18 protein-coding genes are annotated in these 15300 nt (G+C 67.7%); 11 read left to right on the forward strand and 7 right to left on the reverse strand.

Features of this window, described 5'->3' with window-relative positions; genetic code table 11:
• Positions 1-8: 8 nt before the first annotated feature.
• Positions 9-464 (reverse strand): hypothetical protein, encoded by a 456-nt coding sequence (locus EV653_RS37775; RefSeq protein ID WP_238160711.1) that lies wholly within the window; start codon positions 462-464, stop codon positions 9-11.
• Between the two features lie 99 nt (positions 465-563).
• Here EV653_RS37775 and EV653_RS37780 point away from each other — a divergent pair, with 99 nt between their 5' ends.
• The 3 genes from EV653_RS37780 to EV653_RS37790 all read left to right on the forward strand — a co-directional run bounded on the left by EV653_RS37780 (position 564) and on the right by EV653_RS37790 (position 3709).
• Entirely contained in the window at positions 564-1601 is a 1038-nt protein-coding gene (locus tag EV653_RS37780) for an amidohydrolase family protein (RefSeq protein ID WP_134110830.1), read from the forward strand.
• Complete coding sequence (locus EV653_RS37785) at positions 1598-1957, forward strand: YybH family protein (RefSeq protein WP_134110832.1); 360 nt, start codon at positions 1598-1600, stop codon at positions 1955-1957. The genes EV653_RS37780 and EV653_RS37785 overlap by 4 nt, the downstream gene beginning before the upstream one ends.
• 309 nt (positions 1958-2266) lie before the next feature.
• Positions 2267-3709, forward strand: coding sequence for an ankyrin repeat domain-containing protein (locus tag EV653_RS37790; protein ID WP_134110834.1), 1443 nt, complete (start codon positions 2267-2269; stop codon positions 3707-3709).
• On the opposite strand, the gene EV653_RS37795 is transcribed toward EV653_RS37790, so the two are convergent.
• Entirely contained in the window at positions 3675-4781 is a 1107-nt protein-coding gene (locus tag EV653_RS37795; RefSeq protein ID WP_134110836.1) for a calcium:proton antiporter, read from the reverse strand. The genes EV653_RS37790 and EV653_RS37795 overlap by 35 nt on opposite strands.
• Before the next feature lie 64 nt (positions 4782-4845).
• Here EV653_RS37795 and EV653_RS37800 point away from each other — a divergent pair, with 64 nt between their 5' ends.
• Both EV653_RS37800 and EV653_RS37805 read left to right on the forward strand, forming a co-directional pair.
• Entirely contained in the window at positions 4846-5352 is a 507-nt protein-coding gene (locus tag EV653_RS37800) for a GNAT family N-acetyltransferase (RefSeq protein WP_134110838.1), read from the forward strand.
• Between the two features lie 25 nt (positions 5353-5377).
• Positions 5378-6247: an SCO6745 family protein gene (locus EV653_RS37805; protein ID WP_134110840.1), complete on the forward strand. Its 870-nt coding sequence runs from the start codon at positions 5378-5380 to the stop codon at positions 6245-6247.
• Here EV653_RS37805 and EV653_RS37810 read toward each other — a convergent pair.
• Positions 6231-6839 (reverse strand): TetR/AcrR family transcriptional regulator, encoded by a 609-nt coding sequence (locus tag EV653_RS37810; RefSeq protein ID WP_134110841.1) that lies wholly within the window; start codon positions 6837-6839, stop codon positions 6231-6233. The genes EV653_RS37805 and EV653_RS37810 overlap by 17 nt on opposite strands.
• A 95-nt stretch (positions 6840-6934) precedes the next feature.
• Between EV653_RS37810 and EV653_RS41855 the strand changes: the two genes are divergently transcribed.
• The gene (locus tag EV653_RS41855; RefSeq protein WP_202872008.1) at positions 6935-7321 is read left to right on the forward strand and encodes an FAD-dependent monooxygenase; all 387 of its coding nucleotides are present in this window, start codon (positions 6935-6937) and stop codon (positions 7319-7321) included.
• 28 nt (positions 7322-7349) lie between these two features.
• Positions 7350-8141, forward strand: a complete 792-nt coding sequence (locus EV653_RS37815) for an FAD-dependent monooxygenase (RefSeq protein WP_202872009.1) — start codon at positions 7350-7352, stop codon at positions 8139-8141.
• Here EV653_RS37815 and EV653_RS37820 read toward each other — a convergent pair.
• Entirely contained in the window at positions 8092-8979 is an 888-nt protein-coding gene (locus EV653_RS37820) for a LysR family transcriptional regulator ArgP (protein WP_134110843.1), read from the reverse strand. The two genes, EV653_RS37815 and EV653_RS37820, sit on opposite strands and share 50 nt — an antisense overlap.
• Before the next feature lie 73 nt (positions 8980-9052).
• On the opposite strand from EV653_RS37820, the gene EV653_RS37825 reads away from it, so the two are divergent.
• The 3 genes from EV653_RS37825 to EV653_RS37835 all read left to right on the forward strand — a co-directional run bounded on the left by EV653_RS37825 (position 9053) and on the right by EV653_RS37835 (position 11516).
• Positions 9053-9649, forward strand: a complete 597-nt coding sequence (locus EV653_RS37825) for a LysE/ArgO family amino acid transporter (RefSeq protein ID WP_134110845.1) — start codon at positions 9053-9055, stop codon at positions 9647-9649.
• 119 nt (positions 9650-9768) lie between these two features.
• Positions 9769-10725 (forward strand): Abi family protein, encoded by a 957-nt coding sequence (locus EV653_RS37830; RefSeq protein WP_134110847.1) that lies wholly within the window; start codon positions 9769-9771, stop codon positions 10723-10725.
• A gap of 149 nt (positions 10726-10874) precedes the next feature.
• A complete protein-coding gene (locus tag EV653_RS37835) occupies positions 10875-11516 on the forward strand; it encodes an MBL fold metallo-hydrolase (RefSeq protein ID WP_238160712.1) in 642 nt (213 codons plus the stop codon).
• Here the strand turns inward: EV653_RS37835 and EV653_RS37840 are convergent.
• Positions 11513-12424, reverse strand: coding sequence for an SDR family oxidoreductase (locus tag EV653_RS37840; protein ID WP_134110849.1), 912 nt, complete (start codon positions 12422-12424; stop codon positions 11513-11515). The two genes, EV653_RS37835 and EV653_RS37840, sit on opposite strands and share 4 nt — an antisense overlap.
• A 46-nt stretch (positions 12425-12470) precedes the next feature.
• Between EV653_RS37840 and EV653_RS37845 the strand changes: the two genes are divergently transcribed.
• On the forward strand, positions 12471-13163 hold the full coding sequence (locus EV653_RS37845; RefSeq protein WP_134110851.1) for a TetR/AcrR family transcriptional regulator: 693 nt from the start codon (positions 12471-12473) through the stop codon (positions 13161-13163).
• Here EV653_RS37845 and EV653_RS37850 read toward each other — a convergent pair.
• Both EV653_RS37850 and EV653_RS37855 read right to left on the reverse strand, forming a co-directional pair.
• On the reverse strand, positions 13085-14014 hold the full coding sequence (locus tag EV653_RS37850) for a DMT family transporter (RefSeq protein ID WP_134110853.1): 930 nt from the start codon (positions 14012-14014) through the stop codon (positions 13085-13087). The genes EV653_RS37845 and EV653_RS37850 overlap by 79 nt on opposite strands.
• A 35-nt stretch (positions 14015-14049) precedes the next feature.
• On the reverse strand, positions 14050-15252 hold the full coding sequence (locus EV653_RS37855) for an MFS transporter (RefSeq protein ID WP_134110855.1): 1203 nt from the start codon (positions 15250-15252) through the stop codon (positions 14050-14052).
• Positions 15253-15300 lie beyond the last annotated feature (48 nt).

The raw sequence follows: 15300 nt of genomic DNA on the forward strand, positions 1-15300 counted from the left end.
GGCGGTCTTCAATACCCGTACCGCGCGGCTTGCTCGGTCATGGTCAGCGGCTGGACCGTGTCGTTGGGCGGCACCGGCGGGGTCGTCTGCAGCTCGAGGCGGCTGCGGGTGCGGATCTTGTTGAAGATCCAGACGTTGGTCAGATGCACCACCCCGAGCACCAGCATCACGATCCCGAGCTTCACGCTCAGCTGCTCGAACACCCCGCGGGCGTCGTCGACCGCGCTCCCGCCCCGCAGGAACAGCGTCACGAACCCGAGGTTGACCAGGTAGAACCCGACCACGAGCAGCCGGTTCACCGCGTCGGCGAAGTCCTCGTTGCCGTGGAACACGTCGACCAGGAAGATCCGCCCGTTCCGGCTCAGCGTCCGCGCCACCCAGACCGTCAGCGGCACCGCAATGGCCAGGTAGACCAGGTATGTCGTCACCGTCATGTCCATCTCGTCCCCACTCTTCTTGAACACGTTCAGATCTCTGACTGCTCCGACCGTACGCCGACTTTTTGAACATGTTCAAGTCGCAGATCACGTGACGTGGATCTCGGCTGGGGCAGGATGGGAACCATGGCGACCTGGGTCTTCGAAGGAACCGTGCTCCCGTCCGGCGACGCCGCGCGCGTCGTGTTCGGCCCGGGCGAGATCGGCGAGGTGCTGCCCGGGCGGTACGGCGTACCGGGTCTGGTCGACTCGCACTGTCACCTGACCATGGCCGCCGGTCCGAACGGACCCGTGCTGCGCGACGCGGACTTCGCGGCCGAGCGGCTCGGTGAGCTGGCCGGCGCCGGCGTGAGCGTTGTCCGGGATGTCGGCGGCAACCGCGAGGTCACGCTCGAGCTGGCGCGTACGCCCGATGACAGCCGCCCGCTCGTCCTCGCGGCCGGCCGGTTCCTCGCGCCGGAGGGCTGCTACTTCCCGCAGGCGTACGAGCCGGTCGCTCCCGAGGATCTGCTCGCCGCGGTCGAGGCCGAGATCGCCGACGGCGCCACCTGGCTGAAGCTGGTCGGTGACTTCCCCGAGGTGGGTCCGGACGGCCCGATCCGCGGCAGCAAGGTCAGCCCGACGTACGGTCTGGATGTGGTTGGGGCCGTGGTCGACCTGGCCCACTCCCGCGACGCCCGGGTCGCGGCACACGTCAACACCGACCACGTCAGCGACCTGATCCGGGTCGGAATCGACTCGGTCGAACACGGTACGGCGCTCACCGAGCGGGATCTGGAAACCCTCGGCGCCCGCGGCGGCGCGTGGACCCCGACACTGTGCGCCTCGGTCAGCCCGAGCCCGAACGAGACCCCCGAGCAGACGGCTCGTCGCAAAGGCCGCTCCGAGTACCTGGCATCGATCCTGCCGCTCGCCGAGCAGTATGGCGTCCGCGTGCTGACCGGGTCCGACGTCGTCGGCACGGTCGCCCGCGAAATCGACATGCTGGTCCAGCACGGGCTGTCCGTCGAACAGGCCCTCACCGCAGCCTCCACTGGCGCACAGGACTTCCTCGGTCTCACCGGCGTAGGCAACCTCGTCACGTACGACGCCGACCCGCGTGAGCATCCCGAAGTACTGGCGACGCCGGCTGCCGTCGTGCTGAACAACCGCCGGATCTCATGAAGGAGAAGGACCTCGACCGCTGGGTCGACCGGTACCGGAAGGCGTGGGAGAGCAACGATCCCGCGCATATCGCCGCGCTCTGGACCGAGGACGCCGCCTGGTACCGGCGTCCGGACGAGGCGCCGGTGCTCGGGCGGGACGCGATCGTGGCGGCCTGGCTCGACGTCGCGGACGGCCCGGGCGAGACGGACTTCGAGTACCAGGTGCTCGGGTTCGGTGACGGGGTCGGCTTCGTGCGCGGCTGGACGACGTACCTGACCAATCCACCGGCCGAGTTCAGCAACCTCTGGGTGATCCGGCTGGACCGCGACCGGGCACACGAGTTCACCGAATGGTGGATGGAAAAGCCGCTGTGAGCCAGGGCATGTCTCCCGATCCCGCGCCGTAGCGAGCAGGTGCTCGGTGCGGTGCCTCGGCGTGCTGGAGGGGAGGCCTCGATGTGGTTCATCGTGGCCTTTCCTCCAGTGCGGCGAGGTGCCGTGCCGAGTGCCGCGCAGTAGGTGCGGGATCGGGAGACATGCCCTATGCTCGCGGATAGGCGCTCAGGGTGCCACCGGTCCGCGGGAAGGGCTCAGCCCACCTGAAATGAGCACGGTTGTGGCAGTTGTTCACCTCCTTTCTCGCCTGACGACGCGGACAGCAGGCTCGTAGAGAGGAGGTCGGTGATGCCGACCCGAAATCTTCCGGACGACCCACACCTCGAACACCTTCGCAAGCAGGCGAAAGCGCTGCTCAAGGGCGTCCGCGCCGGCGACCGCGACGCGATCGCACTCGCGGACGAGTTCCACCCTGTGCACACGCTGGCGGACGCGCAACTGGTCGTTGCCCGCAGCTACGGATTCCCCAGCTGGCCGAGGATCGTGCGGCACCTGGAGTTGGTGAGCAGGTACAGCCGGTCACCGCATCGGCAGACCGTCGGCGGCCCGCTCGATACTCCGGAGCAACGAGCCGACGAGTTCCTCCGCCTGGCGACCTTGCACTACGGGCAGGACGATCCGGCGCGCCAACGATCCGCACGTGATCTCCTGGACCAGTTCCCAGAGATTGCCCAGAGCAACATCTATACGAAGGTCGTTGCCGGGGACATCGACGGCGTACGCGCGGACCTGTCGAATGCAGCGAAAGAAGGGGGACCGTACCGCTGGGAGCCGTTGCTCTACCTCACGTACAGCCGCCTCGACGCGCCCAACCAGGTCGAGATCGCCCGTCTCCTCCTCGAGAACGGTGCCGATCCGAACGCCGGATACCTCTGGCAGGGACTGCCGTCGCCGTTCACCGCGATCACGGGCGTCTTCGGTCGCGGTGAGGGCGACCAACCACCGCATCCCAACCGGGTCGAACTCGCTCGCGTACTGCTCGATGCGGGCGCGGACCCGAACGACAGCCAGACCATGTACAACTGCGGTCCCGGTTGTCCCCCGCCGTACGACGATGTGCATCTGGAGCTGCTGATCGAGTACGGGCTGGGCCGCGGCGACGGCGGTCCGTGGCACGAACGGATGACGACCGCGCACCCGACTCCGCAGCAACTACTGGAAGACGAGCTGGTGTTCGCGTCCTGGGCGGGCCTGCTGCACCGGGCCGAACTGGTGCTTGCCCAGGGCACCGATCCTGAGGGCACCGGCACCAGGCATCCGGTGTTCGGCGGCAATCGACCGTACGAACTGGCCGCGATCCAAGGGCATACGGAGATCGCGGAGCTGCTGCGCGCCCGAGGAGCGGCACCGCTGGACGAGATCGACGACGTGTACGCCGCGGCGATGCGCGGTGAAACGCCGGACATCGACGCCGGGCTCGCCGCGCGGGCGGTGGCTCGCCAACGTCATCTGCCCGTTCGAGCCGCCGAGATCGGCCGCACCGAGGCGATGGAACCGCTGCAGCGGCTCGGGTTCGATCTGAGTGCGATCTCCGGCGGTGCGGCGCCGATCCACCGCGCGGCGCTCAACGGTCACCTGGAGACGGTCAAGAAGCTCATCGAACTGGGCGCCGACCCGGAGCTGCGCGATCCCAACTACAACGGGAACGCGCTCGGCTGGGCGGAGCACAACCACCAGCAGGCGGTGGCCGACTACCTCAGGGGCTTACCGCAAGGAACAGGAACGCGCTGAACACCGCGAGGTGAACGGCTCCCTGGAGCAACGTGGCGCGCCCGGTCGCGAGCGTCAGCATCGCGGTGACAACCGTCAGCGCGAACAGCACCATCTCCTTGCCGTCGAGTCCGAGGACGAGCGGTCCGCTCAGCCAGATGGACGCGAGCGCGATCGCGGGGATGGTCAGTCCGATGCTGGCGAGTGCTGAGCCGAGCGCCAGGTTGACGCTGGTCTGGAGGCGGTTCCGCAGTGCCGCGCGCACTGCGGCAACCGTCTCCGGAAGCAGCACCAGCAGCGCGATCACGACACCGACCACGGACAGCGGCGCGCCGGCCGACTCCACCGCGGACTCGAGCCTCGGCGAAACAGTCTTGGCCAGACCAACGACCGCGACCAGACAGACGAACAGCAGCCCGAGGCTGAGCAGCGCGGTCTTGCCGCTCGGCGCCGCCGCGTGCTGATCCTCGTCGTCGACGTCACTGTCACCGTCGGCACGCACGGGGAGGAAGTAGTCGCGGTGCCGGATCGTCTGGATGAACACGAAGACGCCGTACAGCACCAACGACGTCACGCCGGCGAACGCGAGCTGCGCCGAGCTGAACCGCGGCCCCGGCGCGCTCGTCGTGAACGTCGGCAGCACCAAACTCAAGGTGACCAGGGCAGTCATCACGGTCAGCGCGGAGTACGACGCCTGCACACGGAACTCCTGCACGCGATGCCGCAGCGAGCCGACGACGAGAGCCAACCCGAGGATCCCGTTGCAGGTGATCATCACCGCGGCGAAGACGGTGTCGCGGGCCAGCGAGGCGGTCTTCTCCCCACCCGGCGCCATCAGCGTGACGATCAGCGCGACCTCGATGATCGTCACGGCAAGCGCGAGAATCAGCGTGCCGAACGGTTCACCGACGCGGTGTGCGACAACCTCGGCGTGATGAACGGCCGCGATCACCGCGGCGCCGAGACCGAGGCACACGAAGATCAGCAGAACCGCGCCCAGGTGGCGATGCCAGGTCAGCAGGAGGTCAACGAAAACGAGTGGCGGCACGACCAACGTCCAGCGCGGCAGCCCTTGGATCACGGAGATTCTCATCCTCAGACAGTCTATCGGGAATCCCCTTGGCATCCGGGGGACATCGGGTGATGCTTCTCCCACCATGACTGTGCAGATCAGGAACGCGACCGATGCCGATTGGCCGGCCATCTGGCCGTTCTTCCATCAGATCGTGACCGCGCGGGAGACGTACACTTACGACCCGGCGATCACCGAGGAAGACGCCCGGGCGATGTGGATGGCGCCGATGAACTTCCCGCTCGGCCGGACCACGGTTGCGGTCGATGCCGACGGCACCGTTCTCGGCAGCGCGAACATGTACCCGAACCGGCCCGGTCCCGGCGCGCACGTCGCCAGCGCGAGCTTCATGGTCGACAGCAAGGCTCGCGGACGAGGCGTCGGGCGGCTGCTCTGCGAGGACATGATCGAGTGGGCCGGACGCTCCGGATTCCGCTTGATCCAGTTCAACGCGGTCGTGGAGACGAACGAACCCGCCGTACACCTCTGGCAGTCCCTCGGCTTCCGCATCGCGGGCACCGTCCCGGAGGCCTTCGACCACCCCAGACTCGGGTACGTCGGACTACACGTCATGTACCGTCCCTTGCCATGACGGTGCTGATGCCGCGACTCGTCCCATGACCAGGGCGCGCCGGATGTGGAAGGCGCTCGAGCCGTTTCACGCGATCACGTACTTCTCGCCGGAGACGCGGCAGGCGACCGATGCGCTCGGGCTGAAGGGCGGCTGGATGAGCTACTTCGGCTGCCGGGCGGCTCCCCTCGGCGCGGTCGGGCCGGAGCTCGTCGCCGCGATGTTCTACAACTTCCACCCGGCGATGGTCGCCCGCTCCCTGCCGGACGCGTGGACCTACGCGACCCCGGAACAACTGCTCGACGCGCGCCTGACGGCCGTGGACAACGCCGTACGCCGGTTGTTCCCCGACGAGCCGCCATACCAAACCGTATGGTCTGGTGACGCCGTCAAGCGAGCAGCCGAGCTGGCTAGGCAGGCAGCCGAACTCGCGCCGGTTGCCGGGCGGCCGATCGCGGCGGCCAACGCTGCGCTGGAGTGGCCGGACGAGCCGCATCTCGTGCTGTGGCACGCGACCACGATCCTGCGGGAGTCGCGCGGTGACGGACATGTCGCGGCGCTGGTCGCGGCCGAACTCAGTCCGTGTCAGGCGTTGGTGACAATCTCCGCTGCCGGCGGGCCGTCCAAAGAGGTCTTCCAGCTCAACCGCCGCTGGAGCGACGAGGAGTGGGCCACCGCCTCCGACGACCTGCGAAGCCGCGGATTGCTCGACGCCGACGGCGCGCTCACCGACTCCGGGCGGGCGTTGCGGCAGCAGGTGGAAGATACGACGGATGCGCTGGCCGACCAGGGTTGGCGCGCACTGGGCGACGAGCGAGCCGGCGAGTTGCACGACGTCGTACGGCCGATGAGCGCGGTACTGATGTCGGCCGGGCTGATCCCGGCAGACAACCCGATGGCTATGCGCTGGGACTGATCCGGTCGGCCAGCGCACGGAGCGACTGAGCGAGCTGCTCACCGGTCGGCGCGCTGTCCGGATCGAACATGCCCTGCGCGACCACGCCGAGCAGCAGCGCCTGCAGGAGTGAGCCGATCGCTTGGACCTCCTCGGGGTCGGCATCCGGATCGACGCCGCCGAACAGGTGCGCCAGACCGTCGCGCGCCTCGCCCTGCATCTTCGTCAACTCCGCGACCAGCTCGGGCATGCTCGCGCCCAGGCTGAGGACCTCGAACTGGGTCGCCCACAACGCCTTCAAGCGCGGGTTGGACAGGCTGTCGATGATCTGACGCCAGGTCGCGACGAACTGCTCGTGCGGTCCACCCACAACCGCCGCACGGTCATCACCGCCGCCTGTGCCCGCCGCGCCGGCCACTTCGGTCGCCCACTCGTCGGTGAGCAGCGCTCGCAGCGCCTCGTTGAGCAGCGTCTCCTTGGAACCGAAGTGGTAACCGATCGCGGCCAGACTCACCCCCGCCCCGGTCGCGATGTCGCGCGCCGTCGTCCGGCTGTAGCCCTTCTCCAGCAGACACGCCTTCGCGCTCTCGACCAGCGCCTCGCGGTTACCCATGCCGGAACTCTAACACGACCGTCTCACACAATCGTCTTGCACACTCGTCTAAGACCATCGTACAGTCGTGGCACACCACTTCTGGAGGGGTTCCGATGACGACAGTTCTGATTTCCGGCGCGAGCGTGGCGGGTCCGGCCCTGGCGTACTGGCTGCAGCGGTACGGCTTCACCACCACCGTGGTCGAGCGCGCTCCGGCGCCACGGCCCGGCGGTTATGCGGTCGACTTCCGCGGCGCGTCGATGAAGGTGCTCGAGCGGATGGGCATCCTGTCCGAGGTCGAGGAAAAGGCGACCCGGATGGGCGCGATGTCGTACGTGACGGAATCCGGGAAGGTGGCCGCGACCACCTCGTCCGAGGCGTTCAGCGGCGAGCTCGAGATCCTCCGGGGCGACCTGGTCGACATCCTTTACAACCTGACGAAGAGCAGCACGGAGCACCTCTTCGACGACTCGATCGTGTCGCTCGGGTCAGGACGCTGACGGTGTCGACGTAGTGTTCGAGAGCGGCATGCGGGGGCGCTTCGACCTCGTGATCGGCGCCGACGGACTGCACTCGAACGTACGGCGGTTGGCGTTCGGCGCGGAGTCGTCGTACATCCACCACCTTGGGTACTACGCCTCGGTCTGCACCGTCGAGAACCACCTCGACCTCGACCACACCGGCCAGATCTTCAACGTGCCCGGCAAAACCGTCGGCACCTACAGCGCCCGCGACAACACTGAGGCGAAGGCGCTGTTCTACTTCACCTCGTCGGACTTGAAGTACGACCGGCGGAACCTGCCGGCGCAGAAGGCGATCGTCGAGGAGCAGTTCAAGGACCTCGGCTGGGAGGTGCCGACCCTGCTCGAGGGGATGCGGACCGCGCCGGACTTCTACTTCGACTCGATCAGCCAGATCAAGCTGGACAGCTACTCGCGCGGCCGGATCGCACTGGTCGGCGATGCCGGGTACTGCGCTTCGCCGCTGTCCGGAATGGGCACGAGCCTCGCCGTCGTCGGCGCCTACGTACTCGCCGGAGAGTTGCACGCGGCCGGCGGGAACCACGAGCGGGCGTTCGCCGCGTACGACGTACGGATGAAGGACTTCGTGGCGGCCTGTCAGAAGCAGGCGGTCGACGGCGCGATGTGGTTCATCCCGGCCGGCAAGTGGTTCATGAAGCTGCGCAACCTGACCTTCCGGATGATGCCGTACCTGCCGTGGCGGAACCTGATCCGGGACATGTCGCTGAAGGTCGGGAACGCGATCGAGCTCACGACGTACGAAGACCTTCCTGTGCGGCCCGCAGCACCGCGTCCGTGAGCGCGTCCAGGATGCCGGACTCGAGCTTCCAGTGCTGCCAGTACAACGGCACGTCTATGTATTTGCCTGGAGCAACTTCTACCAGGCGGCCGGCGGCGAGCTCGGATCCGGAGAGCTGGTCCTCGATCATCCCCCAGCCGAGCCCGATCCGGACCGCCTCGTGGAACGGCGCGGACGCCGGGATCGCGTGCGACGGCGGATCCAGCTTCCGCCGGGTCACCTTGCGCAGCAGCCGGTGCTGCAGCACGTCCTTCTCGTTGAACACCACCATCGGCGCCTCGGCAAGTGCCTCCGGCAACGGTTTCCCGGTCAGCCAGCGCTCGGCGTACTCCGGGGTGGCGAGCGGGAGGTACCGCATCTTGCCGAGCGGTACGACGCGACAGCCCTGCACCGGCCGGGGATCTGCGGTGACCGCAGCCAGGACCGTGCCGTTGCGCAGGTACTCCGCGGAGTGCTCCTCGTCCTCCTGGTGCACCAGGAACCGGGCGTTGTGCGTACGGGACAGGTCGAGCATCGCGGGCAGGAACCAGTTGTTGAGCGAGTCCGCGTTCACCGCGAGCGGGATGCGCTGCGCGTCGACCGTACCGCGGACGGCGGCGATCGCCTCGAGCTCGAGCAGGGAGACCTGGCGGGCCAGCCGGAGCAGCGCCTCGCCCGCCGCGGTCGCCCGGGCCGGCTTGCCGCGCATCACCACGACCTGACCGAGGCGGCTCTCCAAGGCCTTGATCCGCTGGCTGATCGCGGACGGCGTGACACGCAAACGCCGGGCCGCCGCGTCGAAGCTGCCCTCGTCGACGACGGCCACGAACGTCTCGAGTTGCACGGAGTCGAACTGCATGATGAAGCAATCCTAATGCTACTTCAGAATCTTTAGCTGGTTTGAAGCCGCACAACTGCCTACCGTCGAAGCCATGCCCCTCTTCGCCGGATTCGCCACGTCGATCTCCCTGATCGTCGCGATCGGCGCCCAGAACGCTTTCGTACTCCGCCAGGGCCTGCGCCGCGAGCACGTCCTCCCGGTGGTGCTGACCTGCGCACTCTCCGACGCACTCCTGATCTCCAGCGGCATCCTCGGCCTGGGCGCTCTCCTCACCCGCAGCCAACTCGCGCTCGACATCGCCAAGTTCGGCGGCGCCGCCTTCCTCTACACGTACGCCGCCCTGGCCGCCAGGCGAGCCTTCAACCCCGGCGCGATCACCCCCGCCGACCACGCCCCCGCCGCCCTCCGCAGCGTCGTACTCACCTGCCTGGGCTTCACGTACCTCAACCCGCACGTCTACCTGGACACCGTCGTACTTCTAGGCTCCCTGGCCAACCAGCGAGGCACCGACGGCCGCTGGCTCTACGGCCTAGGCGCAGTAGCCGCCAGCTTCACCTGGTTCTTCGCCCTAGGCTTCTTCTCCACCAAACTAACCAACCTCTTCGCCCGCCCCCGAGCCTGGCAATTCCTCGACTCCGCCATAGCCCTGATCATGACCACCCTGGCAACCTGGATGCTCCTCACCTGATATCCACAGGCATCAATCACAGTTGGTCGCGAACTGCACTACCGGATAAACTGTGAGTAGCAAGACCAGCCCCTCTGCCCACTCGGGCACGGGCTGGTCGTCTTTTCCGGGGGATTCACGTGACTTCCTACTCCAAGCCACACCTGTCCTTCGATGCCCAAGTCCAACTGCTTCAGCGCCGGGGCATGGTCATCGACGATCCTGCTGCCGCCGCGCGACTGTTGAGCGTGATCGGCTACTACCGGCTGAGCGGCTACTGGTATCCGTACCGTCGCCAACTCGGTCCAACGCAACGCGACGATCAGTTCGTCGCGGGCACGAACTTCACGACGGTCGTCCGGCTGTACGACGCCGACCGCCGTCTCAAACTCCATGTTCTTGATGCGATCGAGCGAGTTGAGATCGCGCTTCGAGTAATGATCGGCTTCACCCTCGGCAAGCGCGGTGCCTACGCACACCTCGATCGGGCCAACCTCGACGGCCAGTTCACGCGGTCCGCAGACGGACGTCCGAGCAAGTACGACGCCTGGATCGCCAAGGTGCTGGATGCGCACGGCCGATCGTCTGAGGACTTCGTCGTGCACTTCCAGCAGAAGTATGACGGCCGCCTGCCGGTATGGGTCGTCACCGAGATCCTCGACTTCGGCTCCACAGCGCATCTGTATCGCGGCCTGAAAGCCGCTGACCGCAACTCGATTGCCCGCGAGCTCGACATCGTCGACCAGGTCGGGCAGGGCAACGGCCACACCCTGGGCAACTGGCTCCGCGTGCTGAACTATGTCCGCAACATCTGCGCACACCACTCCCGCCTCTGGAACCGGCACATGGTCAACAAGATCGGCGCACGGCAACTCGCGAGCATCTCCGACCTGCGGCACCTCAGCCGGCCGGAGGTCTCCCACCACCGCATCTACTCCACACTCTGTGTGCTCGCATTTCTGTTGGAGCGGGTTGGGCGTGGGGACTGGGTTGCGGGGCTTCGGGAGTTGGTGGGGGTCGAGGTGCCCGGGTGCGGACGGAGCTTGTCGGAGATGGGGTTTCCGGCGGGGTGGGATGGGCGGTGGCCATGGATGTGACGGTGTTGTGTGATGCGGTGGCGGTGTTTCCTGAGGGGGTTGGGGAGGCGTTGCCTGGGTGGGGGTTGGGGGAGGCGGAGTGGACGGGGCGGGTGGTGCCGGGGAACGTTCGGGCGGGTGGGTGGTTGTTGCATTTTCATAGTTACTTGGTGAGTTCGGGTGACGGGCTGGTGTTGGTGGACGCGGGGGTGGGGCCGGCCGGTGGGGAGGCGGCTGAGTGGTTGGGGGTGGCTGGACGGCTGCCTGGGTTGTTGGGGAAGGTGGGGGTGGAGGTCGCGGATGTGGATGCGGTGGTGCTGACACATGTGCATCTGGATCACGTCGGATGGGCTTCGGATGGGGTGCGGGCGTTGTTTCCGCGGGCGGAGTACGTCGTGCAGCGGGACGAGCTTGAGCATGTACGCGGCGGGTCGACGTACCTGAGCAGGATCCGGCCGATTGAGGAGGCCGGACAGTTGCGGGTGGTGGACGGGGAGACCGCGCTACGGGGGATGCGGCTGGTGCCTACGCCGGGGCATACGCCTGGGCATCAGTCGGTGGTGACGGACCGGGCCGTGCTGGGTGGTGACGTGCTGGTGCATCCGGCGCAGGCCCGGTGGCCGGAGCTCACCTATGTGTACGAGCGGGATCCCGCGCAAGCCGTGACCTCGCGGCGTGAAGTGTTGGAGCTGGCGGCCGCAATGGGTGTGCCGATCGCGGCCGCGCATCCGCATGCGGCGTTGTCGGCCGACGCGATCCCAGTTGCCTCCAACGGCAACGGCGACGAGGTGTGCCCGCCGTACAAGCTTTAGCGGTAGCCCGTGGTGCCAGCGGGTTTGCCGGCGCCTTGCACCTCGACGATGTAGCGCCAGGCGTCGGGACGACTGCCATCCAGGTCGGTGAACCCATAGAGCTGGGCGAGTTCCCCGCTCGACGTCGACTTGCCGTTCCACCGCCGTACGTCGGGGTCCGCCGCCAGCGCCGCCACCGCGCGGCCGACGTACGACGGGCTCTCAGAGATCGCGAAATGCGGGACCTTCGACGTCGCGTCCCGCCAGTTCTCCTCGCGTACGCCGAACCCGTCGAGCATCGCCTCCGACCGCAGCCATCCCGGCGTGAGCAGTACGGCGGCCGCGTCGTACTGCTTCAACTCGTGGGCCAGCGCGAACGCCATCCGGCTGACGGCGCCCTTCGCGACGTCGTAGAAGAACGAGACACGATAGTTCGACGCGTTGTACTCGTTGGTGCCGTCCGTCATCTCGACGACCAGCCCGCCCGGCGTCTTGATCAGCAACGGCAGCGCGAAATGACTGGTGATCGCGTGCGTGTTCACCCCCAGCTCGAGCAACCGCAGACCGTTGTCCAGCGAGCTCTCCCACACGGTCTTGTCCCACTCCGGCTCGCCGAACTGCCCCCAGATGTCGTTCACCAGGATGTGCAGCGCGCCCTGCTCGGTCTCGATCCGCGCCACCAGCTCACGCACCTGCGACGGATCGAGATGATCCACCGGTACGGCGATGCCGCGCCCGCCGGCCTTGTCGACGAGCTCGGCCGTCTCCTCGATCGTCTCCGGCCGGTTCATCTCCGACGGCCGGCACCGGGTGGTCCGGCCGGTCACGTACACGGTCGCGCCGGCCGCGCCGAGCTCGACCGCGATCCCCCGTCCGGCCGCCCGGGTCGCCCCGGCGACCAACGCCACCTTCCCCGCCAACGGCTTCATCGCTCCTCCTAATCCATACGTTGTACGATTATGTACCATACGACGTATGGTTAATGTCGGCAAGCGCTCCGGGCGGCCCCGCGCCGGGGAGGAGCGGCTGAGCCGGGAGGCGATCCTGACCGCGGCGCTACGGATCGTCGACGACGAGGGCATCGACGCGCTGACGATGCGGCGACTCGCGGCGACGCTGCAGGTCAACCCGATGTCGCTGTACCACCACCTGCCGAACAAAGCCGCCGTGCTGGCCGGCCTCGCGGAGCTCGTGTTCGCGGGGCTGGAGCTGCCCGACCCCGGCGACGCCGTACCGTGGGACGAGCAGCTCAAGGAGGCGGCGCGCGCCTATCGCAACGGCCTTCGGCAACATCCCAACCTGGCCCTGCAGGTGCTGTCGGACACGTCCGCGGTCTCGGACGTCGTCGTGGTCACGATGGAGCCGTTCTACCTCGCACTCGACCGGGCAGGTTTGTCACCGCGTCAGATTTTCGAGGCGGCCAACACACTGATCGACTTCATCCACGGGTTCAGCCTCGGCGAGGCGTCCGTCCGGGCCCAGACGTTCGAACTGGCGCCCGACCTGCTCACCCGCGTACGCGCCCTCCCGGCGGACAAGGCACCGACGCTGACAAGAATCGTCGACGGACTCGGCGTCGAGGGTCTCGCCTATGACTTCGACGACGGGTTCGAGTCCGGGCTCTCGACGCTGACCGCGGGCATCGCGGCAACCGCACGCCGCCGGTAGCGCGAGATCGCGACCCCGACCAGACACAGCGCGCCACCGCCGTACGCGAGCGGCGCCGGGCTCTCGCCGAGCAGCAGCCAGCCGAGGAAGATCGTGATCGGCGGGACCAGGTACGTCGTGGCGCCCATCCGGCCGGCCGTCGTCCGGGCCAACGCGTAGGCCCAGGTCGTGAAGGCGATCGCCGTCGGGAAGGCGCCGAGGAACACGACCCACCAGATCGTCGACGGTCGTGCATCAGCCGCCTCACGAACCAGCGTCGGCGCGAACGGCAGACACGCGATCGCCCCGATCACGCACGACAGCCAGGTCACCTCCAGCGCGGGCAGTCGCGCGAGCAGCGGCTTCTGCGAAACGACACCGATCGCGTACGCCGCCGCGGCGACGAGGCACAGCACGACTCCCCACGTCTCGGCGCTGCCGTTGGACGACGAGAGCCCGATCAGAACCACCCCGCCGAACGCGACGATGCTCCCCATCACCAGCTGACGCGGGAATCCCTCGTGGAGAAGGACACCGGCGAGCAAGGCGATCAGCAGCGGTCCGATGTTGACGAGCATGGCCGTCGTACCGGCGTCGAGGTGCCGCTCGGCCTCGTTCAGGGCGAGGTTGTAGACGCCGAACCAGAGCAGGCCACAGGCCAGCAGGAATTTCCAGTCACCGCGAGCCGGCCAGCGTCGCGGCCGCGCGAACACGAAGATCCCGAGCAGCACACTCCCGACGAGCAACCTCCCGAGCGAGAGCGCACCGGCCGAGATCTCCTGACCGACGTGGCGGATCGCCACGAACGCCGACGCCCACAGCACCACCGTGACCGCGGCCGCACCGGCGGCCAGCACACCCTGCTTCTTCATGCTGATACAACGTCATCCAGGGTCATGGTGTGAGGCTAGGCGTCGGACGCTTCGGCGGCGACCGAACTCCGGGGCTCCGGCAGCGCGAACGGTACGACGAACGCCGTGAGCAGGACCGGGATCGTCAGACCTGCGACCAGCACCGACATCGTGAACCACAGCGATCCCAGCGCGAACCCGCCGTACACCGCAATCGCGAAGACCTCGGCGAAGAAGCCCGACACCGAGGTCACGGTCGCCCGCGCCGGCCCGGTGATCGCGTCCTGCAATCGCGACTCCGACACCACGATGACGAGCTGCATGAGCCCGTAGCCCAGTGCGATCGGCAGGAACCCCCACACCGACCCGCTCAGCGCCCCACCAGCTATCAGCACCGCCGTTGCCCCGAGTGCCACTGCGAAAGTTGCTGCGGGCAACTTGTACGCCGGTCCCGCGAGCGCGCTGCCGATCGCCTGCGCGGCAACGGTTCCCGCGATCAGCAGCGGGATAGCGCCGGTCGTCGCGCCCGCCTCCCGGCCGAGCAGCGGGAAGTACTCGTCGAAGGCCAGGAACCCGCCCAACAACGCCACCAGCGCTACCGCCCGGCGTACCGACCGGCTGAGCAGCACCTCCGTCACACCTGTCCGGAGGACGCGGAGGTAAACCGCGAAGGCGGCTCGAGTACCCGGTTCGTCCGCCTCGCCGGCGGTCTCGACGACTCGCGCTTCAGGCAGCGTCCACGCAACGACCGCCTGCAGCAGGCCGCTGAGCACGCTGACGATTCCGGCGAGCGTGTAGCCACCGAGCGCGAACAGTGGTGTCGCGAGAGCGGTCGCGGCGAGGTTCATGATGAACGAGGCCGAGCGTGCCCGGCCGAGCACGGTCGCATACTGCTCGGTGCGGTCCCGCGCGGCGAGTTCGTCGTACACGAAGGCTTCGTACGTACCGGAGATCAGCGCGGACGACGTACCCCAGAGGACGAAGCCCAGCGCGAAGCCGGTGAAGGACGGGAGCGTGATCCACGCGGCGTACCCGAGTGAGCTGATCAGGGCGCCGAGAACCAGCAGCTTGCGCCGTGAATAGGTATCCGCCCAGGCGCCGGACGGCACCTCGAGGACGAACGCGGTCGCAGACCAGATGACGAACAGCGTCGAGATCTGGGCAGCCGACAGTCCGTGATCGGCGAACAGCAGCTGGTACAGCGGGTAGAGCGGGATGAAGTCGTGGAACGCCTCGAAGGCAACAACCCGGGCGACCAGACCTCTGTCAGAACGTCAAAGATGCAGGCTCGGCAGTCTCATGCATCG

Source organism: Kribbella pratensis, assembly GCF_004365355.1.
Classification (GTDB): Bacteria; Actinomycetota; Actinomycetes; order Propionibacteriales; family Kribbellaceae; genus Kribbella.